18 protein-coding genes are annotated in these 22,445 nt (G+C 65.7%); 12 read left to right on the top strand and 6 right to left on the bottom strand.

Annotation, left to right across the window (positions count from 1 at the left end; genetic code table 11):
* Positions 1-820: 820 nt before the first annotated feature.
* Positions 821-1,615, bottom strand: a complete 795-nt coding sequence (locus JMF82_RS18525; protein ID WP_201316008.1) for an undecaprenyl-diphosphate phosphatase — start codon at positions 1,613-1,615, stop codon at positions 821-823.
* Positions 1,616-1,980: 365 nt separating this feature from the next.
* Here JMF82_RS18525 and glnA point away from each other — a divergent pair, with 365 nt between their 5' ends.
* The 5 genes from glnA (at position 1,981) to JMF82_RS18505 (ending at position 7,788) form a co-directional block, all read left to right on the top strand.
* The gene (gene glnA / locus JMF82_RS18520; RefSeq protein ID WP_201316007.1) at positions 1,981-3,396 is read left to right on the top strand and encodes a type I glutamate--ammonia ligase; all 1,416 of its coding nucleotides are present in this window, start codon (positions 1,981-1,983) and stop codon (positions 3,394-3,396) included.
* Between the two features lie 185 nt (positions 3,397-3,581).
* The gene (locus JMF82_RS18515) at positions 3,582-4,844 is read left to right on the top strand and encodes a ferredoxin reductase family protein (RefSeq protein WP_201316006.1); all 1,263 of its coding nucleotides are present in this window, start codon (positions 3,582-3,584) and stop codon (positions 4,842-4,844) included.
* Between the two features lie 118 nt (positions 4,845-4,962).
* Entirely contained in the window at positions 4,963-5,073 is a 111-nt protein-coding gene (locus tag JMF82_RS22105; protein ID WP_236585563.1) for a glutamine synthetase, read from the top strand.
* The gene (locus JMF82_RS18510; RefSeq protein WP_236585562.1) at positions 5,039-6,151 is read left to right on the top strand and encodes a DNA ligase; all 1,113 of its coding nucleotides are present in this window, start codon (positions 5,039-5,041) and stop codon (positions 6,149-6,151) included. Before JMF82_RS22105 ends, JMF82_RS18510 begins: the two co-directional genes overlap by 35 nt.
* Positions 6,152-6,525: 374 nt before the next feature.
* Positions 6,526-7,788, top strand: a complete 1,263-nt coding sequence (locus JMF82_RS18505; RefSeq protein ID WP_236585561.1) for a ferredoxin reductase family protein — start codon at positions 6,526-6,528, stop codon at positions 7,786-7,788.
* 105 nt (positions 7,789-7,893) lie between these two features.
* Here JMF82_RS18505 and JMF82_RS18500 read toward each other — a convergent pair whose 3' ends face one another.
* Positions 7,894-9,057, bottom strand: a complete 1,164-nt coding sequence (locus JMF82_RS18500; RefSeq protein WP_201316004.1) for a M23 family metallopeptidase — start codon at positions 9,055-9,057, stop codon at positions 7,894-7,896.
* Positions 9,058-9,300: 243 nt separating this feature from the next.
* On the bottom strand, positions 9,301-10,851 hold the full coding sequence (locus JMF82_RS18495) for a glycosyl hydrolase family 39 (RefSeq protein WP_201316003.1): 1,551 nt from the start codon (positions 10,849-10,851) through the stop codon (positions 9,301-9,303).
* Between the two features lie 164 nt (positions 10,852-11,015).
* Here JMF82_RS18495 and JMF82_RS18490 point away from each other — a divergent pair, with 164 nt between their 5' ends.
* Positions 11,016-12,881, top strand: a complete 1,866-nt coding sequence (locus tag JMF82_RS18490) for a family 43 glycosylhydrolase (RefSeq protein ID WP_236585560.1) — start codon at positions 11,016-11,018, stop codon at positions 12,879-12,881.
* An 82-nt stretch (positions 12,882-12,963) separates the two neighbouring features.
* Entirely contained in the window at positions 12,964-13,482 is a 519-nt protein-coding gene (locus tag JMF82_RS18485) for a 2'-5' RNA ligase family protein (RefSeq protein WP_201316002.1), read from the top strand.
* 24 nt (positions 13,483-13,506) lie between these two features.
* Here JMF82_RS18485 and JMF82_RS18480 read toward each other — a convergent pair whose 3' ends face one another.
* Positions 13,507-14,985, bottom strand: a complete 1,479-nt coding sequence (locus JMF82_RS18480) for an FUSC family protein (protein ID WP_201316001.1) — start codon at positions 14,983-14,985, stop codon at positions 13,507-13,509.
* A 151-nt stretch (positions 14,986-15,136) separates the two neighbouring features.
* Between JMF82_RS18480 and JMF82_RS18475 the strand changes: the two genes are divergently transcribed.
* Genes JMF82_RS18475 through JMF82_RS18465 form a run of 3 tightly spaced genes read left to right on the top strand, consistent with a single transcriptional unit; the run spans position 15,137 to position 18,481 of the window.
* On the top strand, positions 15,137-15,586 hold the full coding sequence (locus tag JMF82_RS18475; protein WP_201316000.1) for a helix-turn-helix transcriptional regulator: 450 nt from the start codon (positions 15,137-15,139) through the stop codon (positions 15,584-15,586).
* Between the two features lie 37 nt (positions 15,587-15,623).
* Complete coding sequence (locus tag JMF82_RS18470) at positions 15,624-16,034, top strand: VOC family protein (protein WP_201315999.1); 411 nt, start codon at positions 15,624-15,626, stop codon at positions 16,032-16,034.
* Positions 16,035-16,063: 29 nt separating this feature from the next.
* Positions 16,064-18,481, top strand: a complete 2,418-nt coding sequence (locus tag JMF82_RS18465) for an excinuclease ABC subunit UvrA (RefSeq protein WP_201315998.1) — start codon at positions 16,064-16,066, stop codon at positions 18,479-18,481.
* Positions 18,482-18,496: 15 nt separating this feature from the next.
* Here the strand turns inward: JMF82_RS18465 and JMF82_RS18460 are convergent, their stop codons facing one another.
* A complete protein-coding gene (locus tag JMF82_RS18460) occupies positions 18,497-18,838 on the bottom strand; it encodes a zinc ribbon domain-containing protein YjdM (protein ID WP_201316010.1) in 342 nt (113 codons plus the stop codon).
* A gap of 832 nt (positions 18,839-19,670) precedes the next feature.
* Between JMF82_RS18460 and JMF82_RS18455 the strand changes: the two genes are divergently transcribed.
* Complete coding sequence (locus tag JMF82_RS18455; protein ID WP_236585559.1) at positions 19,671-20,480, top strand: response regulator transcription factor; 810 nt, start codon at positions 19,671-19,673, stop codon at positions 20,478-20,480.
* Positions 20,481-20,505: 25 nt separating this feature from the next.
* Here JMF82_RS18455 and JMF82_RS18450 read toward each other — a convergent pair whose 3' ends face one another.
* Positions 20,506-21,984, bottom strand: coding sequence for an ATP-binding protein (locus JMF82_RS18450; RefSeq protein ID WP_201315997.1), 1,479 nt, complete (start codon positions 21,982-21,984; stop codon positions 20,506-20,508).
* Positions 21,985-22,257: 273 nt separating this feature from the next.
* Between JMF82_RS18450 and JMF82_RS18445 the strand changes: the two genes are divergently transcribed.
* Positions 22,258-22,445 (top strand): hypothetical protein (locus JMF82_RS18445; RefSeq protein WP_201315996.1); only part of this gene is annotated, 188 nt, incomplete at its 3' end.

Here is a 22,445-nt window from a genome sequence, read left to right as displayed (position 1 = left end):
GCGTGGCGCTGTCTGGGCTTTGCCCAGCCAGTCCGTGAGGGGCGGCCGGGCTTTTCGACCGGGCTCCTGCCCGGACGAAAAGTGCCCGACGTCCTGTCGGGCACCCCTGCGGGGCCTGCTCGTCCACCCCTCACCGCCACACAGGGGTTGGGTGAAGGCTCGTGCCGCTGCGCGGCACATCGCATCGCGATGCCAGTGGCTGCGGTTCGTTGTGGGAGCGCACCGAGTGCGCGACCGCGGACTGACAGGGTTGCCTCGATTCGCGATGGTCGCGACTGGAAGGCTAAGGAGTATCGCCACGTGGCGGTCGCGCACTGGGTGCGCTCCTACAGAGATAGGCAGGAACTTCGCGAGCCCCACCCCTCACCCCAGCCCTCTCCTCGCTCCTCAAAGCCGCGTGCCCCAAAGGGGAGAGGGGGAAAGTGCGTGGTGCCCCATAGACTGCATCGCGGCTTAGCGAAGTGGCTTTAAGTCCTCTTCGTTAGGACGCGTGACGGTGTAGCCACGCCGCTCGAGGTAGTAACGAGCCTATCCGGCTGGCCTCAGTCGTCCGACGCTCCTATCCCGCATATCGCTATGAGCCTTGGCTCTGAAGGCCATTTTCTTTGGGTTACTTTTCTTTTGGGCCAGCAAAAGAAAAGTGACTCGGCGGCCGGCAGGACGTCGAAACGCCCGCCGCGTAGGCGGCATGCTCGCGACAGCACGGCAACCGAAGGCAACACAGCCGCTTTCACAAGAGCAACAACCATGCAGCCCATCGCAAAAGGCTGTCGCGCACAGGCTGCGCCCCCACAAAAAAAGTGGAAACGCACGTTTCAGCTCAGCCGCCGGCAGGCACCAGCAGCAGCAACGCGATGCCCAGCGCAATGCGGTAGACCGCAAACGGCGTGAAGCGATGTCCGCGGATATAGCCCAGCAGCCACTTCACCGCGATGAAGGCGACGATGGCCGAGACCACGAACCCGACGCCAAACGCCGTCCAGTCCTCATGCACGCCGCCTTCCTTCAGCACCTTCAGCAGTTCATACCCGGTGGCGGCATACATCGTGGGAATGCCCACAAGGAACGCAAACTCGGTGGCCGCCGCACGGTTGCTGGTACCGAACAACATGGCGGTGAAGATGGTGGCTGCCGAACGCGAGGTGCCCGGGAAGATGCCGGCGACCATCTGCGCGATGCCGACCAGGATCGCCACGCGCCAGGTCACTTCGGTGCGATCCGGCTGGCGCGCGGCGAGGCGTTCGGCCGCGATCATCCACACGCCACCGATCACCAGCGCCCACGCCACCGGCGTGATCGTCTCGGGCAGCTTGAAGCCGAGCTTCACGGCGATGAAGCCGAGTACGGCGGTGATCAGGAACGCCACGATCAGCTTGGCGAGGTAACTGCGGTTGGCTGGATCGCGCCATTGCGTGAAAAGCTGCCAGATGCGGTTCCAGTAGATGAAGGTCACCGCCAGGATGGCGCCCGCCTGGATACCCACGTTGAACAGGTCCGACCGCGCGCCCAGGCCGAACTTCTCGGCGATCAGGAGGTGTCCCGTGCTGGAAATGGGCAGGAATTCGGTGATGCCCTCGATGATGCCAAGCAGGATGACGTTGATCAGATCGCTCACGAAAACTCCCAAGGTCGGCTGGCCGGGTTCCATGCCGGCGCAAAGCGGCATAGCTTAAGGGAACCCTATGGCGTTTTCGGACGCTTGGGTGGCCCGCGCGATTTTGCGTTTGCGCTGCGTTCGGGCGGGGCATGAAAAGCTGCCTGGATGACTGCCGCGGCCGCGCGCCCAGCTTCCGTGCGTGGTCGACGGCGGTTTCTTGAAAGCACCAATATGGTGCATATTGGTGCTTCACATGCGTGCAATCGGATCGCTCCATGATCCGGCGGCGGATGTAATTGCTTGATATACAAGGTTCCATTGGCTTGGCATGAGCCTTGCTCAATGGCAGTCGTTTCCACACCTTTTGCCCACCGAGGTTGTCCATGTCGTCCGCCGTCCAGAAAGTGCTCGATCAGATCCAGGAACACGAGGTCGAATTCGTCGACTTCCGTTTTGCCGACATGCTCGGCAAGCACCATCACGTGACGTTCCCGGCCCACGCCATCGACGAGGGCACCTTCGAGGACGGCAAGATGTTCGATGGTTCGTCGATCGCCGGCTGGAAGGGCATCAACGAGTCGGACATGGTGCTGATGCCCGACCCGGACACGGCCTACATCGATCCGTTCAGCGCGCACACGCAGATGGTCATCCACTGTGACGTGCTCGAGCCGTCGACCATGCAGGCCTACGGCCGTGACCCGCGCTCCATCGCCAAGCGCGGCGAAGCGTTCCTGAAGTCGACCGGCATTGCCGACACCGCCTTCTTCGGTCCGGAGCCGGAATTCTTCATCTTCGACTCGGTGCGCTGGCAGAACGACATGGGCCGCGTGTTCTACGAAATCGGCTCCGAAGAAGCTGCATGGAGCTCGCGCTACAAGTACGAAGATAACAACACCGGCCACCGTCCGGGCGTGAAGGGCGGCTACTTCCCGGTCAGCCCCGTCGACTCGCTGGGCGACCTGCGCGCCGACATGTGCAAAGTGCTGGAGTCGCTGGGCCAGGTGGTGGAAGTGCATCACCATGAAGTGGCCAACGCCGGCCAGTGCGAAATCGGCACGCGCTTCAACACGCTGGTGAAGAAGGCCGACGAACTGATGACCATGAAGTACGTCATCAAGAACGTCTCCCACCAGAACGGCAAGACCGTCACCTTCATGCCCAAGCCGATCGTCGGCGACAACGGCAGCGGCATGCACGTGCACCAGTCGCTGTCCAAGGACGGCAACAACCTGTTCGCGGGCGACCTTTACGGCGGCCTGTCGCAGACGGCGCTGTGGTACATCGGCGGCATCTTCAAGCACGCCAAGGCGATCAACGCGTTCGCCAACTCCACCACCAACAGCTACAAGCGCCTGGTGCCGGGCTTCGAAGCGCCGGTGATGCTGGCCTACTCGGCCCGCAACCGCTCGGCCAGCTGCCGCATCCCGTACGTGTCGAGCCCGAAGGGCCGCCGCATCGAAGTGCGCTTCCCCGATCCGATGAACTCGGGCTACCTCGTGTTCACCGCGCTGATGATGGCCGGCCTCGATGGCATCATCAACAAGATCGACCCGGGTGCGCCGGCCGACAAGGACCTGTACGACCTGCCGCCGGAAGAAGAGAAGAAGATCCCGCAGGTGTGCGCGAGCCTCGACGAAGCGCTGGTCGCGCTCGACAAGGACCGCGACTTCCTCAAGGCCGGTGGCGTGTTCACCGACGACTTCATCGATGCGTACATCGCGCTGAAGATGCAGGAAGTGACGCGTTACCGCGCCAGCACGCATCCGCTGGAATTCCAGATGTACTACGCGATCTGATCGCGGCATCACTCGCGGTTGGGAGGAACAACGGGCGCTTCGGCGCCCGTTGTCGTTCGTGGCGCACCGTGCGCCGAGACGGTTCCCTGGCACGATGACGCAAGCGGGCGACGCAGGTCGCTCGTGGATGGAACGGGCGCGTTACTGTGTAAGGCCATCTGCGCGGTTGAGCAAGGAGCGACGACATGATCAGGCATTGGCACGTGGTGGCGTTTCCCATCCTTGTGAGCATCGCCGTGGTCGCCTGGCAGCTGCCCGCGCGGGATTGGCCGACCACCGCCGCGCTGAGCCTCGCCACGGGCGTGGCGGCGCTGGCGATGATGGGCATGGCTGCGCTGCTGAGCGCGCGCCTGGGCGCGGTGGAGCACCTGCTGGGTGGGCTCGACCGCGTTTACCTCGCACACAAGTGGCTGGGCGTGTGGGCGTTGGGGCTGGCCTCGTTCCACCTGGTGTTCCATGCGGGCATGCAGGGCTGGACCAACGGCGTGATCGTGCCGCTGCCGCGCGACGTGACGCGCTTCGTGCGGCAGTTTTCCTTCGTCGCCCTGATGTTCATCGTGCTGCTGGCGCTCAACCGCAACATCCCCTATGGCGTGTGGCGGTGGTGGCACAAGCTGTCGGGGCCGCTGTTCCTGGTGGTGGTGCTGCACTGGTTGAGCATCAAGTCGCCCATCGCGCTGGCCAGCCCGGCCGGCGCGTGGCTGGCCCTGACCGCCGCGGCCGGCGTGTGCGCCGCCACGTACAAGCTGCTGCTGTATCGCTTCGTCACCGGGCAGGCGGAATACCGCGTCGTGGCGGTGACGCCCGGCAAGGCGGCCGTCCACCTGATACTCGAGCCGATGGGTCGTCCCCTCGCGTTCCAGCCCGGACAGTTCGGCTTCCTGCGCATGAAGGCCGATGGCCTGCGCGAGCCGCATCCGTTCACCATCGCCAGCGGCAACGCGGCCGATGGCCGCGTGGATTTCGTGATACGCGCGCTGGGCGACTTCACCAGCAAGCTGGTGGCGCACACCAGGGTCGGCATGGCGGCGGACATCTACGCGCCGCATGGGCGCTTCGTGCGCGAAGCGCAGGCCAGGCGCGAGGTGTGGATCGGCGGCGGCGTGGGCATCTCGCCCTTCATCGCCTGGCTCAAGGACGAGCGCGCGGGCCACTTCGAACGCGTCACGCTGTTCTACTTCTACACGCCGGGCCGGGAGTTTCCCGAGGTGCCGGTACTGCAGGCGATGGCCACGGAGCGCGGCGCGAGCTTCGTGCCGGTGCCGGACGGGCCGGTGAGCGCGATCTTCCAGGAACGCTTCGACGCCATCGTGCGCGAAGCGGGTGCGTCGGCGGTGGACGTCGCCTTCTGCGGCCCGGCCGGGTTGTTGCCGGTCGTGCGCACGCAGATGCGCAACCACGGCGTGCCCGAATCCAACCTGCACTACGAGTATTTCAACTTCCGTTGAGTCCCATGCGAGGCGGCGCCTCACAGCGTGTCGAAGTCGGCCACCGCCATCAACACGGATCGAGGGGCCAGCATCGACTTTCCGCAGAAGTGCGCTTTGAAACGGCCCGGTTGTGCTCGTGCCTACCGACGACTTCATCGACGCGTACATCGCGCTGAAGATGCAGGACGTGACGCGCTGTCGCGCCAGCACGCATGCGCTGGAATTCCAGGGGTACCGCGCGATCTGATCGCGCATGCCTTGTGGGGGAGGACGATGGGCGCTTCGGCGCCCGCTGGTTTGTGGCGATGGCGCAAGCGGCCTGCCAGCGTCATCGCCGCAAGTCGTCAATCCTGGGCAAGGATGCCAGGTCGATGGCGACGGGATGGCGGGTGATGCGCCGGCTTCGCTGGCAAAGCGGTGGGGTTAACTTCCGCGGCTGGAACAGGTTTCGACAAGGAAACGTCATGCGCCAGTCTGTCCGCTCATGCGGCGCCTTGGTTGCCTTGCTCTGCATCGCCTCGCTGGCTGGGCCTCCCTTCGCCGCCGCCGACACGGTGTCGCCGGTGATGCTGGCGAACGTCTATCACGCCGGGGTCGTACTCGACGACTACTGGGTCAGCGAAAAATACGATGGCGTGCGTGGGTACTGGGACGGCGAGACATTGCAGACGCGCACCGGCGCCACCCTTCACCCTCCCGCCTGGTTTACGGCCCATTGGCCGAAGGTGCCCATGGACGGCGAGCTGTGGGCAGGGCGTGGGGCATTCGATGTGGCGTCGGTCGCGATACGGCAGCAGCCCGCCGACGAGGCTGCGTGGCGACGCATCCGCTACATGGTGTTCGATCTGCCGTCGCATCCGGGCCCGTTCACCGAACGCCTCGGCGCCTTGAAGAAGGTGGTGGATGGATTGAACGTGCCCTGGGTTCAGCGGGTGCCGCAATACAAGGTGGCCAATCAAGCCGCCCTTGAGGCGCAGCTCGATCGGGTGGTCCGGCAGGGGGGCGAGGGCTTGATGCTGCATCGGGGAGCATCGCTCTACCGTGAGGGACGCAGCGACGATCTGCTGAAGCTCAAGCCTTACGACGATGCCGAGGCGCGCGTGGTCGCGCACCTGCCCGGCAAGGGAAAGTACACCGGCATGCTGGGCGCCTTGCTGGTCGAAACGGCACAAGGCGTGCGCTTTCGACTGGGGACGGGTTTCAAGGACGAGCAACGCCGCCACCCGCCGCCCATCGGCAGCCTGGTGACCTATCGATATCGCGGCACGACCTCGAGCGGCAAGCCGCGATTCGCCTCGTTCATGCGGGTTCGCGAAGGCACCTAGGCGGCGCGCTTCGGGCGAATGGAGCGGTCCGCCCGGGCGCGCCCGTCGTGTCGTCATCGATGGCGCATGGCGGCAGCCTGGTACCCATCCACACATCCAGGATTTGCATGCCGCTCGTGCTCGTAAGTGCAAGGAGGAGTCGCGTGTGGGCTTCGGCCGAAAACGGCGTCGCCGATGGAGTTTGACCGAGGGCGAGCCTGACCTGGTCGTCGCCGCCAGGAGGAATGGGGTGGCGTTTCCCGGCGCCACGCGCACGTGTGCCGTGTGCTGCCGCGGCGAACCGGGACGACACGCGGCCTTGATCCATGCCAGGAGGGCCATGTCCACGTTCGCTACCTTCGATGACTGGCGTGGGACATACGAAGGCAAGGCAAGTGATCAGGAGCTGGCATGTCGTGGTGTTCTCCATCGTGGTCAGCGCGCTGGCGGTGGCGCCGGCGCTGCCGCGGGAGGATTGGTTCACACCGCAGGGCATCAGCCTGGCGCTGGGCACGGCCGCGCTGGCCTTGATGGGCATCACCGCGTTGCTGGCCGCGCGCCTGCGCGTGGTGGAGACGCTGTTCGGCGGACTCGACCGCGTCTATCTCGCGCACAAGTGGTTGGGCATCTGGGCGCTCGCCCTGGCCTCGTTCCATCTGGTGTACCACGCCGACCGCGACCACTGGAGCACGGCAGCCATCCTCCTCGTGCCAGGTGAAATGACGCGCTTCGTGCGTCATTTCTGCTACGTCGGGCTGATGCTCATCGTGATGCTGGCGCTCAACCGCAACATCCCGTATCGCGTATGGCGCTGGTGGCACAAGCTGTCGGGGCCGCTGTTCCTGGTGGTGGTGCTGCACTGGCTGAGCATCGAGTCGCCCATCGCGCTGGCCAGCCCCGCGGGCCTGTGGCTGGCGTTGACGGCCGCCGCTGGCGCAGCCGGGGCGCTCTACAAGTTGCTGCTGTACCGCCATCTGGCCGGACGGGCACCGTACCGCGTGGTTGCGAGGACGCCGGGCAAGGCGGCCATCCACCTGGAGTTGGCGCCGGTGGGCAAGCCACTGGCGTTCCAGCCCGGGCAGTTCGGCTTCCTGTGCCTGAAACTCGATGGATTGCGTGAGCCGCATCCGTTCACCCTGGCCAGTGGCGTGCGTCCTGACGGCCACGTGGACTTCGTGATACGCGCGCTGGGTGACTACACCAGCAAGCTGGTGGCGAACGTCCGCGTGGGAACGATGGCTGATATCTATGCGCCGCATGGGCGCTTCACGCGCAATCGCAAGGCGCGGCGCGAGGTTTGGATCGGCGGCGGGGTAGGCATCTCGCCGTTCATCGCCTGGCTCACGGACCCTCGGGAGGACCGGTTCGAGCAAGTCACGCTGTTCTACTTCCACACGCCGGGTCGTGAATTTCCCAAGGTGAAGGCCTTGGCGGATCTGGCCAACAGGCGTGGTGCGGAACTGGTGCCCGTGCCGGGAGGCCCCGACAGTCTCGCATTCCGCCAACGCTTCATGGCCATCGCGCGGGAGATCGGCCCGCAGGCCGTGGATGTCGCCTTCTGCGGGCCGGTGGGCCTGCTGGACAAAGTGCGCGCGCGGATGCGCCGCGAAGGCGTGCCCATGGCCAACCTGCATCATGAGCATTTCAACTTCCGTTGAGTCCCCGCAAGGCGCCTCTCGACGCAGGAACGCACCCGTGAGTGATGTTGGCCTCGCCGCTGCGCGGGTTTCTCGCGCAAACGCTCACGTCAGGTTGACGCGCTTTCAGCGCGACGCATTCTTCGGGAAATCCACCACATCCAGTGGCGCGGGGAAACTGTCAACGAGCACCTCGCCGTCGGGCTGTGAAGCGCGCCGCCACGCTTTGCCCTGCCCGAATGCCTCGATGTCGTCGTAATGCCCGGCCACATGCAGATGCTCGAAGCCATACGGCAGCCCCTCCGCCGCAAGTGGCGCATTGGCATCGGCGATGTGGAAATGCAGATGCGGCCCAGTGGATTCGCCGGTGAAGCCGAGCTGGCCGATCACCTCGCCACGCCGCACGCGCTGCCCCGGTCTCACCGTGATGCTGCCGGGTTTGAGGTGTTCATAGAACGCAAAACGGCCGTTGCCCAGGTCCAGCGACACGTAGTTGCCGGCGGCATCCTCCAGTGGCACTTTGCGCGCCGCATGCTCGGCCAGCGTGGCTGCTTCGGCGACGCCTTCGCCTGTTGATGCCACCACGGCATCGGCCACCGCCAGCACATCGGCACCATAGCCATACCATTGCGACGGCTTCGCGCCATCGCCCTGCGCAAAGCCGCCGTGCTCGCCCACGCGTATCCAGTCGATCGCAAATCGACCGGGTACGTGCACGGCGCCGTCGGTGGCATAGAGCACGCGACGATGGCCGCGCTCCCATTGCGCGTTGTAGATCGCTACCCACGGACCGCCACGCAGCGGCGGGCCCAGATTGAGTGGCACGTGCGCCGATACGGTGAACGCGCCGCCTTCGATGGTCGCGGGCGATGCCGTGGCGCCATCGCCGGTGAAGATGATGCGATGGTGCAGTCGTGGCGTGGCGCTGGCCGCAGGGTCGAACGGCACCGACAGATACGCGATGGCATCCACGCCCGGCGGTATGCGCGCGAGATCCTTGTCCGCAGGATGGTCGGGGCGCCCCAGCACGTGGTCGAGCGCGTTGCCGTCGAACGTCGCGAGGACATGGCCCGCGTCGTCGACCACCGCGACGCCCGCAAGCCGCAACGGCTCTTTCGCGAAACTGGTGAGATGCAACTCGTATACCAGCGATGCCTTGCCATCGATCGTGACCGGCGCCGGCGCCCATGGCACGCGCAGATCGAACGATGGTGCGACGGGCGCGCGTTGCGCCACGCCAAGCTGGCTGGCCAGCGTCAACACGGTCACTGCGAACAGGCGCCATGCCATGGACTGCGCTCCACGCGACGAAGGCCGGAGCTTTCGCCAGACGGCGCCGCAACGCCACTGCCGGAGGTCACTGGCTGGCGTGCGGCCCGGCAGGAGCGCACCCGGTGCGCGATTCACGCCGCCCGTGAACGACAAGGAGCGGAATGCATCGCGACAACTCCGGCACGCGGGACACCGCACCTCCGCGGTCGCGCACTGGGTGCGCTCCTACAAGACGAGGAGCAGAGGTGCGGTGCGGCGTGTTCAGTGCAGCTCGACCACCACCAAGCCCTGCGCCGGCACGTCGATGCCGAGCTTGCCGTTGCTCACTGACACCTGTTCGGGCGCGGGCAGCTTGCCCGCCTCGCGCAGCTGCCTGATCTGCTCACGGCTCGGCCAGTTGGGGCGGCCCATCTTGTCGAACGCGGCGACGGCGTTGCCGTGCGTTTCGTCCAGGCGCCACACGGTCGCCTGCGAGGCGTTGCCCAGGTGCTTCACGTCCACGTCGAAATGCTTGCCCGGACCGGTCGGCACGCCGGGCGTGTAGTCGGCGGTGTCGCCGAGCGGCGGCGTGTAGTTCCACAGCGCGAGTACCACGGTGCCGTCGCTGCGCCTGGTCGCCAGTGCGCTGTCGGTCTTCAGCGGCAGCTGCACGTCGCCCAGCTTGTGCAGCATGGCGAAGGCGTTGAAGGCCGGCTTTTCGATGCGGTCGGCGGCGATCAGCCCGAAGCCGCCGTAGAACGGGTTCTTCACCACGCCCTGCTCGTCGAACACGTCGGAGAACGACCAGTAGCTCATCAGCTCCACCTTGCCCGCGCACTCGCGGATGGTGTTGGCCATCCACGGGCCCATGTACACGGTGTCGGTGACGTTGGGCAGGTTCGCGTACGAGGCGTTGTACTCGCTGTAGATCAGCGGCAGCTTCGGGAATGCCGAGGCGAGGATTTCCTTGTGCGACTTGTCCACGGCACGGCAGACCATGTCGCGGCGCGGGATCTTCTCGTTGGTCTTGAACACGTTGTCCGCGGTGTCGTCGCCGTAGACGTGCGTGCTCACGAAGTCGACCGGCGCACCGCTCTGCTTCACGTGCTTGAGGAATTCGGGCAGCCACGCGGCCTGTGCGGTGGCCGGGCCGCCTACGCGCAGGCGCTTGTCGACCGACTTCAGCACGCGCGCCGTGCGGTCGTACAGCTCGTAATAGGTGGCCTTTTCCGGCTTGCCGCCCCAGAAGGCGAGGTTCGGTTCGTTCCATACCTCGAAGTACCAGCTCGACACTTCCTCGATGCCGTAGCGCTCGATTTCGTGCCGGGTGAAGGCGCGCACCATCGTTTCCCATTCCTCCCAGCTGGCCGGGGGCATCACGTTGGGGTGGTACCAGAAGTCGTGATGGCTGGCCGGGTCGGTGCTCATCTCCGGCGGCATGAAGCCGAGTTCGACGAAGGGCTTCACGCCGCGCTCGAGCAGGCCGTCATAGACCTGGTCCACATAGCTGAAGTTGAACTGCAACTTGCCCTGCGCATCGCGGTAGGCCACGCCCATGTCGCGATCGAAGATGCCGTGGAAGCGGATGTAGCTGAAGCCGGTGGCGCCCTTCACCGCCTCGAGGTCCTTGCGGTAGTCGTCGCGCAACGCGAGCACGGCGCGGCCGGAGCCGAACATCTGTTCCCAGAAGTGCGGCAGCGGCGTGCCCTTGGCCGTGGCATCCACCTGCAGTTGCACGGTATCGCTACCGGTGGCGGCGTGGGCCGTGCCCATCAGGGCAAGGCAGATGGCGGCGCTGGTAGCCAGGCGGCGGAGCGGGGAAGGGGCTGGCATGAGGCGGTTCCTTCAGCAGGGTGGTAGCCGGTCGATCAAGGCCCGGCTAGGATGTAAACGTTTACATGGCTGGGCCGGAGTCTCTTACAGACCGGGCCACCCGATCAATACGCGCGCCTCGCAGAAATCGTTGTTGCTGCGCTGCACAGGAAGAGAATGGATCCATGTCTGCTCTGACGCGTTCCCGCATTGCCCCGCTGCCAGGCCTTCCACTTCGGCACAGCCTGCTCGTCGCCATGCTCGCGTTCGCCACGCCGTTTGCTGCGGCGCAAGAGCCGGCCTCCCGCACGTGGGCAAACCCGGTCGACATCGACTATCGCTACAACTTCGAGCAGATGAACGAAGGCATCTCCTACCGCACGGGCGCCGACCCGGCGGTGGTGCGCTATGGCGATGCCTATTACCTGTTTCTCACCTTGGCCGATGGCTATTGGCGCTCCACCGACCTGCTGCACTGGCAGTTCATCAAGCCCAGCCGCTGGCCCTTCGACAGCGAGGTGGCGCCGGCCACGCTGGTGGCGGGCGACAAGCTGTTCCTGATGCAGGCGGCGACGCAGCCTCGGCCCTTGCTGTATTCCACCGACCCCGCGCATGGACGCCTGGACTTCTGGACCCGCCTGCTGCCACCGGTGCCCGGTGCCGTGTCCAGCGAGGAGCACTACACGCTCAAGCCGGGCGAACTGCCGCCGGGGCCCTGGGATCCGGGCCTGTTCCAGGACGAGGACGGCAAGACGTACCTGTATTGGGGGTCTTCCAACGTCCATCCGCTGTACGCGGCGCGGATCGACCTGAAGCTTGGCGACGCGGCGGAAGGCGAAGGCAAGCGGCTGGCCTTCGTGACAAAGCCGCAGGCACTGTTCACGCTGCACCCTGCGGAACATGGCTGGGAACGTTTCGGCCAGGACCATACCGACGAACGCACGCTGCCCTTCATGGAAGGCGCGTGGATGAATCGCCAGGGCGATCGCTACTACCTGCAATACGCGGCGCCGGGCACCGAGTACAACGCGTACGGCACCGGCGTGTATGTCGGCAAGGGTCCGCTGGGGCCGTTCGAGTACGCGCCGTACAACCCCATCGGCGAAAAGCCCGGCGGCTTCGTGCAGGGCGTCGGCCACGGTTCCACCTTCCAGGATGCCTACGGCAACTGGTGGAACACGGGTACTTCCTGGATCGGCAGCAACTGGACCTTCGAGCGGCGCATCGGCTTGTATCGCGCTGGCTTCCACGCGGACGGCCAGATGTGGGTGGACACGCGCTTCGGCGATTTCCCGCAGCGCATGCCCGATCATCGGCTGAAGGAAAACGAAGACACCTTCGCTGGCTGGATGCTGCTGTCGTACCGCAAGGCCGCAACCGCCTCGTCCGCGCTGCCAGGGCATCCGGCGTCCGCCGCGACCGATGAAAACCCACGCACGTCCTGGGTGGCGGCGAGCAACACGCCGGGCCAGACCCTGACGCTCGATCTCGGCGGCGACCGCACGGTGCGTGCGGTGCAGGTGAATTTCGCGGACTACCAATCCGGCCGTTACGGCGATGCGCCGGACATCGTGGCGCAGTTCCGCATCGAGGGTTCGCGCGACGGCCAGCACTGGGACACGCTGGCGGATCTCTCGCACGAGACGCGCGATCGCCCCGACGCCTACCTCGAACTGCCGCAGGCGGCGCGCGTACGCTACCTGCGCTACGTACACGGCCACGTCGGTGCACGCACGCTCGCCATCGCCGACCTGCGCGTATTCGGCAATGCCGACGGCCCCCCGCCGGCGACGCCCGCTCAGGTTGCCGCCAGGCGGCTGGCTGATGCGCGCAACGCGGATATCAGCTGGACGCCCGTACCCGGCGCCGTCGGCTACAACGTGCGCTGGGGCCTGGCCGCCGACCGCCTGCACAGCACCTACCAGCGCTTCGCCGACCAGCCGACGACACTCACCTTGCGCTCGTTGAACAAGGGCGTGCATTACGTGGTGGCGGTGGAAGCGTTCGACGAGCACGGCGTGTCGGCATTGTCGACCACGCAGGGCTTCTGACGCGCGCGCCGCGCCGGATGTGAAGGCGGCGTCCCTGTGCGCCGTCGCGTGGCGACGACACGATTCCGTGCAAAGATCGGGCATGGCCCGTACCCTGCTGGCACTTTTGGTTCCCGAAGCCGATCCCGTCGTCGCCAGTTTCCGGGATCAGCACGACCCCTCGGCGCGTCGCGGGTTGGGTGCGCACATCACGCTGATCTATCCCTTCGTGGAAAGCGAGTTGCTGTCCGCCGCGGTGCTGGCGCGCCTGCGCGACACGGTGGCGGACATGCCCGCGCCGATGTTCCGCCTGCACGAGGTGCGCACGTTTCCCGCCGTGGTCTGGCTGGCGCCGGAACCGACGCGCTCCATCGTGCAAGTGGCCTCCGCGCTGGAGCGCGCCTTCCCCGAGCAGCCCATCGGCGGCGGGGCGTTTCCCGAATTCATCCCGCACCTGACGGTGGCACGCCGCGTGCCGCAGCAAAAAGAAGCCATCGCCAACGAAGTGAAGGCACGCCTGGCCGATTACGGGCCGATCTATTGCTGGTGCGACAACGTCACCTTGCTGGTCAACGAAGACCGCCGCTGGCGGCGCCTTGCGGCGTTCCCGCTGTTGCACTGACCGCGTGCCGCGACGATGAAACGTTCAGGCGTCGCGCGTCGACGGGCGGGTCGTCATCGCAGCGTCGATAGGCGCGAGTGGTTCACGCTCCGCCTCGAGGACGCATTCGTGCAGGCGCTTCCGGAGATGCTGGAGCGCCGGCAGCAGCTTCGCTGGCTCACGCAGGGCTTTTCGCGCGGCGCCGATGGCTTGTCGCAACGCGCCGGGCGTCGCTCCTCGCCCTATCAGCACGACAGCGGTCGGGCGACAGGCCAGCAACGTGTCGGCCCAATCGGCCGGCTGCATGGCGTGCGTTCGGCGGGTGAGCCACCGCACCGCCCGGAAAGGCGGAACGACCTGCGCAACGAGGTCACAGGCTTCGTCGAATGGCGTGGCGTTGCGCGCCGCCGTGGCCGGATCGACGGCCTCGGCGAGCGCAGCCAGCGCATCGGCGAGGCGGCGTCGCAGCACATCGGTCGAGCGCACCGGCAGCACGAACCACGCGGCACTCACGCCGATCACCGCGCCAAGCACGATTTCTCCCATGCGTTGCCACAGCATGGCGGCGGGCGTGCCGCCGTCGAAGCCCTGCAGCAACGCCAGCGCCACGGTCACGAACAACGCCCACCACGCATAGGCGAATGGGCGCAGCCAGACGCCCATGAAAAGCGCGGCGAGGATCAGCGCGCCGGTGGTCCTGCCATCCCATCCGAGATGCACGCTCAACAGCAGGGCGATGGCCGTGCCCGCGGCGGCGCCCGCCACGCGCATGCCGCTCTTGTAGAGCACGTCGAGCCGACCGCGGTTGCCGCTGTTGACGATGAAGGCGGTCAACACGATCCATGCCCAATGCTCGGAAAAAAACACGAAGCCGATCACGAAGGCCACCGCGAGCGACGCCGCCATCTGCAGCGCCATGCGCGTACTGGCAGCCATGCGCGGCGAACCCTCGCGGGCGGCCGGCAGCGTGGCGCTTTGCGCCGGGCCCTGCCATCGCCACCGCTTCGTCAAGCGATGAAAGACATCCACCCATAACAACGCCAGCAGGGCGATGACCATGGGAACCAGCACCGGTGGCAGCAGGCCGCCCGATGTGGCATGGACATGAGGCATCGTCAGCAAGGTGACGAAGGGCAGGGCGATCAGGCTGCCGGCGCGGCCCGCCATAGGCCCGAAGCGGCGCAGCCAGATCGAGAGAAACATGCCGACAACAAAAAAGGCAGCGCCGATCCATGGCCAGTAGCGCAACAGCCAGCCGACGCCCAGCGCGGCGAAGGCGACCAGCGGCAACACCAGGGCCGCTTCGAGCCGGCCGCGACGATCGCGGTCCAGCTGGCTGCGCGACAGCGACAACGCCAGCACCACGGCCAAGACCGCGCCCCCGGGGCCCGGCGAGATGGCCCACGCGCAAAGCAGCGTCGCCAGCGCCGCCAACAGGGTGGCGGCAGCCTCGATCCATGCCCGCAGCCACGCGGGGCGATCGGCTCCTGGGCTGCGCGACCGCGCGGGGTCGACAATGCTCATGCGAATCCTTGGCCAGGCATGTCCGCCAGCGTAACGGACAGGAGAAAAGGATGGCCATGGGGCGAGGACGTCGCTCGCTGAAACCCTGTCCGCCTGAAACGCCTGCCGATCGCACTTGAGCGCCCCGGTGCGAAGTGACACGATCCCCGGGATGACGAGCAGACCTGACGATGTGCAACGACTGCGCGATCTTGCGCGTCTGCGCCGCGTGCGCGACCGGATGGATCGCGAGTACGCGCAGCCGCTGGATGTCGAAGCGCTTGCCCAGGGCGCAGGCATGTCGGCCGGTCATCTCAGCCGGCAGTTCCGTGCCGCGTATGGCGAATCACCGTATGCCTATCTGATGACGCGACGCATCGAGCGCGCGATGGCCTTGCTGCGGCGCGGCGAGCTGAGCGTGACCGAGGTCTGCTTCGAAGTGGGCTGTTCATCGCTGGGTACGTTCAGCACGCGATTCACCGAGCTGGTCGGCATGTCGCCCAGCGTCTACAAGGCGGAGCAGGCACAGGCGACCGCGGGCCTTCCGTCGTGCGTGGCGAGGCAGGTCACCCGGCCGATCAGGAATCGAGAAGCGCCCGCCGGAGGGCCGGAACTAGACTGATCGCCATGGACTTCGCCACCCACTGAGAGAGACCGCCATGGACATCACCATTCATTCCAGCTTTCTTCCGCAGAACGATCCGGAAGCCGCCATCACCTTCTATCGCGACACGCTCGGCTTCGAAGTGCGCAACGATGTCGGCTACGGCGGCAAGCGCTGGATCACGGTCGGGCCGACGGGCCAGCCGGGCCTGTCCATCGTGCTGTATCCGCCGGATGCGAGCCCCGGCATCACCGACGATGAGCGCCGCACCATCGCCGAGATGATGGCCAAGGGCACCTTCGGCATCATCCTGCTGGCGACGCACGATCTCGCGGGTACCTTCGAGCGTTTGCAGGCGCGTGACGCCGACATCGTGCAGGAGCCCACCGACCAGCCCTATGGCGTGCGCGACTGCGCGGTCCGTGATCCCGCGGGCAACATGATCCGCATACAGCAGCTGCGCTGAGCCGGTCCTGCACCCAAAGGACGTTGAAGATGGCCACGAAGAAGGGCACGCGCACGGACGCGGGCACGTCGAAAAACCCGTCGGCGACGAAGCTCGCCCAAGAGCACGAAGTGATACGCGTGCATGGCGCGCGGGTCAACAACCTCAAGGACGTCAGCGTCGAGATCCCCAAGCGCCGGCTGACCGTGTTCACCGGCGTGTCCGGCTCGGGCAAGAGCTCGCTGGCGTTCGACACCATCGCCGCGGAGTCGCAGCGGCTCATCAACGAAACCTATAGCGCGTTCGTGCAGGGCTTCATGCCGACCCTGGCGCGCCCCGAGGCGGATGTGCTGCAAGGGCTGACGGCGGCGATCATCGTCGACCAGCAGCGCATGGGTGGCGATGTCCGCTCCACCGTCGGCACCGTCACCGACGCCAACGCCATGTTGCGCATCCTGTTCAGCCGCCTGGGCAAGCCGCACATCGGCTCGCCCAACGCGTTCGCCTTCAACGTGCCGTCGGTGCAGGCCGTTGGGGCGATCACGGTCGAGCGCGGCAACAGGAAGACGGTGAAGCAGACCTTTTCGCGCACGGGTGGCATGTGCCCGCGTTGCGAGGGCAGGGGTTCGGTCACCGAGATCGATCTGTCGCAGGTCTACGACGACAGCAAATCGCTCAACGAAGGCGCCTTGACGATTCCCGGTTACAGCATGGACGGCTGGTTCGGCCGCATCTTCACCGGCTGCGGTTTCTTCGACCCGGACAAGCCCATCCGCAAGTACGGCAAAAAGGAGCTGCACGACCTGCTCTACAAGGAGCCGACCAGGATCAAGGTCGACGGCATCAACCTCACCTACGAGGGGGTGATCTCGCGCATCCAGAAGTCGATGCTGGCCAAGGACGTGGACGCGCTGCAGCCGCACGTGCGTGCCTTCGTGGAGCGGGCGATGACCTTCACCACGTGTCCCGATTGCGGCGGCACGCGACTCAGCGAAGCGGCGCGTTCGTCCAGGATCAAGGGCATCAACATCGCCGATGCCTGCGCGATGCAGATCACCGACCTCGCCGACTGGGTGCGCGGCCTGAACATGCCGGCCGTGGCGCCCCTGCTCGCCACGCTGCTGCAGACGCTGGACTCGTTCGTGGAGATCGGGCTGGGCTATCTCTCGCTCGATCGCGCGTCGGGCACGCTCTCGGGCGGCGAGGCGCAGCGCGTGAAGATGATCCGTCATCTCGGCTCCTCGCTCACCGACATCACCTACGTGTTCGACGAACCGACCACGGGGCTGCATCCCCATGACATCCAGCGCATGAACGGACTGCTGCTGCGCTTGCGCGACAAGGGCAACACGGTGCTGGTGGTGGAGCACAAGCCCGAGACGATCGCGATCGGCGACCACGTGATCGATCTCGGCCCGGGCGCCGGTGCGGCGGGCGGCACGGTCTGTTTCGAAGGTACGGTGGAGCAGCTGCGCAACAGCGGGACCATCACCGGTCGTCATCTCGATGACCGGGCGTCGCTGAAGCCATCGCTGCGCAAGGCATCGGGGCTGCTGAAGGTGCGTGGCGCCGATACGCACAACCTGCAGAACGTCGATGTCGATATTCCGCTCGGCGTGCTGGTGGTGGTCACCGGCGTGGCGGGGTCGGGCAAGAGCTCGCTGATCCACGGCTCGATCGCCGGGCGTGACGGCGTGATCGCGGTCGACCAGGCGCCGATCCGCGGATCACGCCGCAGCAACCCGGCCACCTACAGCGACCTGCTGGAGCCGATCCGCAAGGCCTTCGCCAAGGCCAACGGCGTGAAGCCCGCGCTGTTCAGTGCGAATTCCGAGGGCGCCTGCCCGGCCTGCAACGGCGCGGGCGTGATCTACACCGACCTGGCGATGATGGCCGGCGTCGCCTCGCCTTGCGAGGAATGCGGTGGCAAGCGCTTCCAGCCCGACGTGCTCAAGTACACATTCGGCGGCAAGGACATCAGCGACGTGCTTGCGATGTCGGTCAGCGAGGCCCAGGCCTTCTTCGGCAGCGGCAAGGCGCGCACGCCCGCGGCGCAGGTGATCCTCGAACGGCTCGCCGACGTGGGGCTGGGTTACCTCAGCCTCGGCCAGCCGCTCACCACCTTGTCCGGCGGCGAGCGCCAGCGGCTCAAGCTGGCCACGCACATGGCGGAGAAGGGCGGCATTTACGTGCTCGACGAACCGACCGCCGGCCTGCACCTGGCCGATGTCGCGCGGTTGCTCGGCCTGCTGGATCGACTGGTCGACAACGGCAAGTCGGTAATCGTGATCGAGCACCACCAGGCGGTCATGGCGCACGCGGACTGGATCATCGACCTCGGCCCCGGCGCCGGCCACGACGGCGGGCGCATCGTGTTCGAAGGCACGCCCGCCGGGCTCGTCGCCGCGCGCTCCACGCTCACCGGCGAACATCTCGCGGCTTACGTGGGCGTCCGGCCAAAGAAGTGACCCGGCGGCCGGCGATCAGGCCTTCTTGAGAAAGCAGACCTTCAGCACGAGGCCCTTGATCTTGTCCGAGTTGCCTTCGATGTGTTCGGCGTCGCCGTCGACCCGTCGGATATGGCGGATCACCGTGCCCTGCTTCAGCGGGATGGAGGAGCCTTTCACCTTGAGGTCCTTGATCACCACCACCGAATCGCCGCTGTTGAGCACGTTGCCGTTGACGTCGCGCACGACGAGCTCGGCATCGTCCGACGACGCGGCCACCTGCGGCCATTCATGGCTGCAATCGGGGCAGATGAAGTTGTCGCCATCCGGATAGGTGTTTTCCATGCCGCAAACCGGGCAGGCGGGAATGTGGGACATCGGCATGAGGCTTCACCGTTTGCAAAGGCCGCCCATTATACGTGCTCACCTTGTATGCACTTTCACGCTGAGCTGATTTCTCGCGCTTTGTCTCCCAGCTCTCCACGGCGGTGGTGGAGATATCGAAGTGCCTCCGGAGCAGAGGTCGGTGCTGTATCAACCAAGGGTGCCTTCGCTGACTTCATGCTGGCAAAGAGGAAAGCCGTGCACCACGAAGTGACCCGGACCGTGACAGGGGCGTTGAGCGCCGACAAGGTCTTTAGGGGATTCGCCAACGATCTCATCGCCCTAGGCGAGTTGGCGATAACCATGGCCTCGACCACGCATCGCCCTGCCAATGAGGCCGCTCGGCAGATACCTGAAGGGTTCCGTCCCCCCTGCCCACGATCCGGCCGGGCCGCTCGAAAGCCTGAAGGACGACATCGGCGACCTGGAGCCCCTGGATGAGCTGGCCTGCTCGCCGTGAGAGACGACCTCAACGTCAAGAACGCCCTGCACCTGGCGTATGGCTTGCGCTACTCGTTTGATCGGACCTCCGAAAACCTGCGACAGCCAGACGCCTGCTGAGCAGACGGGCGGTTGAGCGACCGGTAACGGCCGAGCTAGCGGGCAGAGAGCCGCTTAGGCAGTTTGAAGGGCCTATTTCGTTCTAAGGGTATCCACTTCGACGGTAACGGTGACGCTCTGCAACCCACAGCCCGACAATTGACCAACCCCAGCGATAGCCCCCAGGAGTCGCCAGAGGTCAGGGTGGCAGGTATTCCACCCGCGGCGTGGCTCACGGTTGGCGGTTACGCCGTAAGGCGAGCTCCAAGGTCTTTCGAAGACGAGCGTGCCGATTGTGCTGCCATGGGCTGTTCCATCGCTGCACCAGGCCTTGACAGGGCGCTTGCCTCATGGAAAAAAAGAGAAGACGACTTCTACTGCGCTCACTGCGCCCCGCCGTACCAAAATGACGATTCGTGTGCTGTTGATTGAGGACGACGATCTGTTGCGCGATGACGTGCTGGTGCCCCAGCTGCAGCGGTTCGGCTTCGAAGTGGTCGCCGAAGGTAACGCCAGTGTGCTCGATCGCTATCTGCAGCCGCGCTGGCCTGACATCCTCGTTCTCGATGTGGGCCTTCCCGACGCGGACGGCTTCGATATAACGCGCGAAGTGCGGGCGAAGATGGGCGATGTAGGCATCGTCATGCTTACCGGCCGCAACAGCATGGCCGATCGGGTGCGGGGGCTCAATGAAGGCGCCGACGCGTATCTCACCAAGCCCATCGATGTCGATTTGCTCGGTGCCACCCTGTACAGCCTAGCGCGCCGCTTGCGCGCGGTGATGGCGGTCACCCCGTTGGCCCAAGGTCGCTGGCGCCTGGATGCCGATGGTTGGTGCTTGCTAGAGCCCGGCGGTAACGCGGTGGCGCTCACCAAGACGGAGGGTCGGCTGCTCACCCGCATGCTGGAAACACCCAACCAGCCGGTAGCACGTACGGTGCTGATCGAAGCGCTTACCGACAATGTCTACGACTTCGATACGCATCGGCTCGATTCGCTGATCCATCGTCTGCGCAAGAAGGTCCAGCGTGTGCTTGGCATGCCGTTGCCGCTGAACGCGGTACACGGCGAGGGCTACGTATTCGTACTGTTGTAAATCTGGTGGGGCGCGCCATATCGGATCAGGTCGTCGCCCACACGCTTGACAGCGCCGAGTGCTTGGCCAAGCCATCTGCTTCGGCGGATACGCCGGCCAACCGGCGCGACTGCGGCAAGCGGACCCGGAAAGTGGTGCCTTTGCCGGGCCGGCTGAGCACGGTAATGTCACCTCCGCCAAGGGTCACCAGGTTGTAGACCACAGTGAGCCCCACACCCGTGCCGCGTCCGGCTGGCTTGGTGGTGAAGAATGGATCGAAGATCCGCGCGCGTACCTCCTCCGGCATGCCGATGCCGCTGTCGACCAAGGCGAGGATGATGCTGTCCTGATTCGTCGACAATGTCACCTCGAACTGACCGCCATCTGGCATCGCGTCGCGCGCGTTCGAGGCAATGTTCAGTATGGCCAACTCGAACTGGCTTTGGTCGAAGTCGATCAGCAATGGCGTATCGGGTGTGCTCAACACCACTCTGACACTGGCTGGAAACAGCTGGCGCAACATCGGCTCCAGGCCACTCACGGCCTCGGCGGCATCGAAGGTTTCGATGTTGGTGGTGTCGTGGCGGCTGAAGTTGAGCAGCTTGCGGGTGATGGCGTCCGCCCGCCGCGCGGCCATTTCCACACCCTGCAAGGCCTGGGCAAGCGCCAACGCATCGGGACTGCGGTCGGCGCCAGGTTCATCGATTCGATAGCGCTCCTGGGAGAAACCCAGGACGATGCCGAGCACATTGTTGAAGTCATGCGCGACGCCCTGCGAGAGCCGGCCGATGGCATCCATCTTCTGCGAGTGCAGCAGTTGTTCCTGCGTGCGTTCGCGTTCGGCCATCTCATGTTGGAGTTGCCTGCGGTGCGTGTCCGATTCGGACAACGCTTCGCGCAACGCACCGATGCTTCGGTCGAGGATGATGGTGATCAGCGCGTAGCTGAAGGTACGGAAGACCAGGTCACGGTAGGCGTCGAAGAAGGTGTGTGAACCGCCGGACGAATGCAGGTAGTCGGTGGTCATGCCCGTGGCGATGACCAGCAGGATCGTTACGTAGATGGCCCACAACGCACGCCGACCCAGCATCAGGCCGCCCAGCGCCAGAGTGATCAGAAGGATCATGTCGCCGGGAGTGACCTTGTATCCGAACGCGCCATAGGCGAGCACGCCGCAGCTCAGCTGCGTGGCGAGAAATTGCTTCACGGCGCGGCGGAACTGGCCCACGCGAATCAAGTAAAAGCCCAGCCAAGCCGACGCCGAGATGGCCAGGTCGGTGCCCAGGTCCACCGCGATCGACACGGTCGGCCCCGACACCGTCTTGTCGAAGAAGGTGGCCGTCATGTACGGCCATTCGTTGGCCAGCAGGTAGACCTTCATCAGCGGCGTGCGCAAACCCTGGAAGGCAAGCAGCCATTGCATGAAGACGGCGTTGCGCCGGTCGACCGGATCACTAATGGGCACCTGGTGCAGCCACGCGTTCAGGCGTTGCCACAGGGTCGCGCACGGGCTTGCTGACTTCAACGTTTTCCCCCGGGGCGCCATGTCCCCGGGAGCGGGAGGGCGTCCATGTGGCCACCATGGTGCTTGGTGAGTTTTGGTAAGTCGAGCGAAATTGTGGTGCGTGACGGGGGCGGGAGGGTTCGTTTAGCTTCCGGGCGACCACGCCGTGACAGCTGTATGTCGTTGCCATGGCGGGGGTTGGGGAGCGACACGACACACATTCGCCAAGGTCGGGATGCCATCGGCAACCCGGCCCGGACCGCTTTTTTTTGCGGACGATTTTCGGGGAGGGTTATGACTATCTTTCGTTCATCAAAAGGGGTGCTGTCCTGTACGGCGCTCCTCCTGTTGGGAGGTGTGGTGCCGCTGGCGGCCCATGCCGCGGTGACGCCGGCCAATCCGCTCAACCTGGCGCCGGACACGGCGCGCATCACTAGCGCCATCGACAACTCTCGGCTGACCACCCTGGCCGGCACCCTGCC

Origin of the sequence: Dyella sp. EPa41 (genome assembly GCF_016586165.1) — a bacterium.
Classification (GTDB): Bacteria; Pseudomonadota; Gammaproteobacteria; order Xanthomonadales; family Rhodanobacteraceae; genus Dyella.
Note: the sequence above shows the minus strand (reverse complement) of the source record. Positions and strands in the feature narration are given on the sequence as shown.

Excerpts from the sequence above, each read along its gene's own strand:
- JMF82_RS18465 (WP_201315998.1), top strand. The coding sequence starts at position 16,064 with ATGGCCACGAAGAAGGGCACGCGCACGGACGCGGGCACGTCGAAAAAC.
- JMF82_RS18460 (WP_201316010.1), bottom strand. The coding sequence starts at position 18,838 with ATGTCCCACATTCCCGCCTGCCCGGTTTGCGGCATGGAAAACACCTAT.
- JMF82_RS18510 (WP_236585562.1), top strand. The coding sequence starts at position 5,039 with ATGCGCTGGAATTCCAGGGGTACCGCGCGATCTGATCGCGCATGCCTT.
- JMF82_RS18480 (WP_201316001.1), bottom strand. The coding sequence starts at position 14,985 with ATGAGCATTGTCGACCCCGCGCGGTCGCGCAGCCCAGGAGCCGATCGC.
- JMF82_RS18490 (WP_236585560.1), top strand. The coding sequence starts at position 11,016 with ATGTCTGCTCTGACGCGTTCCCGCATTGCCCCGCTGCCAGGCCTTCCA.
- JMF82_RS18475 (WP_201316000.1), top strand. The coding sequence starts at position 15,137 with ATGACGAGCAGACCTGACGATGTGCAACGACTGCGCGATCTTGCGCGT.
- JMF82_RS18495 (WP_201316003.1), bottom strand. The coding sequence starts at position 10,851 with ATGCCAGCCCCTTCCCCGCTCCGCCGCCTGGCTACCAGCGCCGCCATC.
- JMF82_RS18470 (WP_201315999.1), top strand. The coding sequence starts at position 15,624 with ATGGACATCACCATTCATTCCAGCTTTCTTCCGCAGAACGATCCGGAA.
- JMF82_RS18515 (WP_201316006.1), top strand. The coding sequence starts at position 3,582 with ATGATCAGGCATTGGCACGTGGTGGCGTTTCCCATCCTTGTGAGCATC.
- JMF82_RS18485 (WP_201316002.1), top strand. The coding sequence starts at position 12,964 with ATGGCCCGTACCCTGCTGGCACTTTTGGTTCCCGAAGCCGATCCCGTC.
- glnA (WP_201316007.1), top strand. The coding sequence starts at position 1,981 with ATGTCGTCCGCCGTCCAGAAAGTGCTCGATCAGATCCAGGAACACGAG.
- JMF82_RS18500 (WP_201316004.1), bottom strand. The coding sequence starts at position 9,057 with ATGGCATGGCGCCTGTTCGCAGTGACCGTGTTGACGCTGGCCAGCCAG.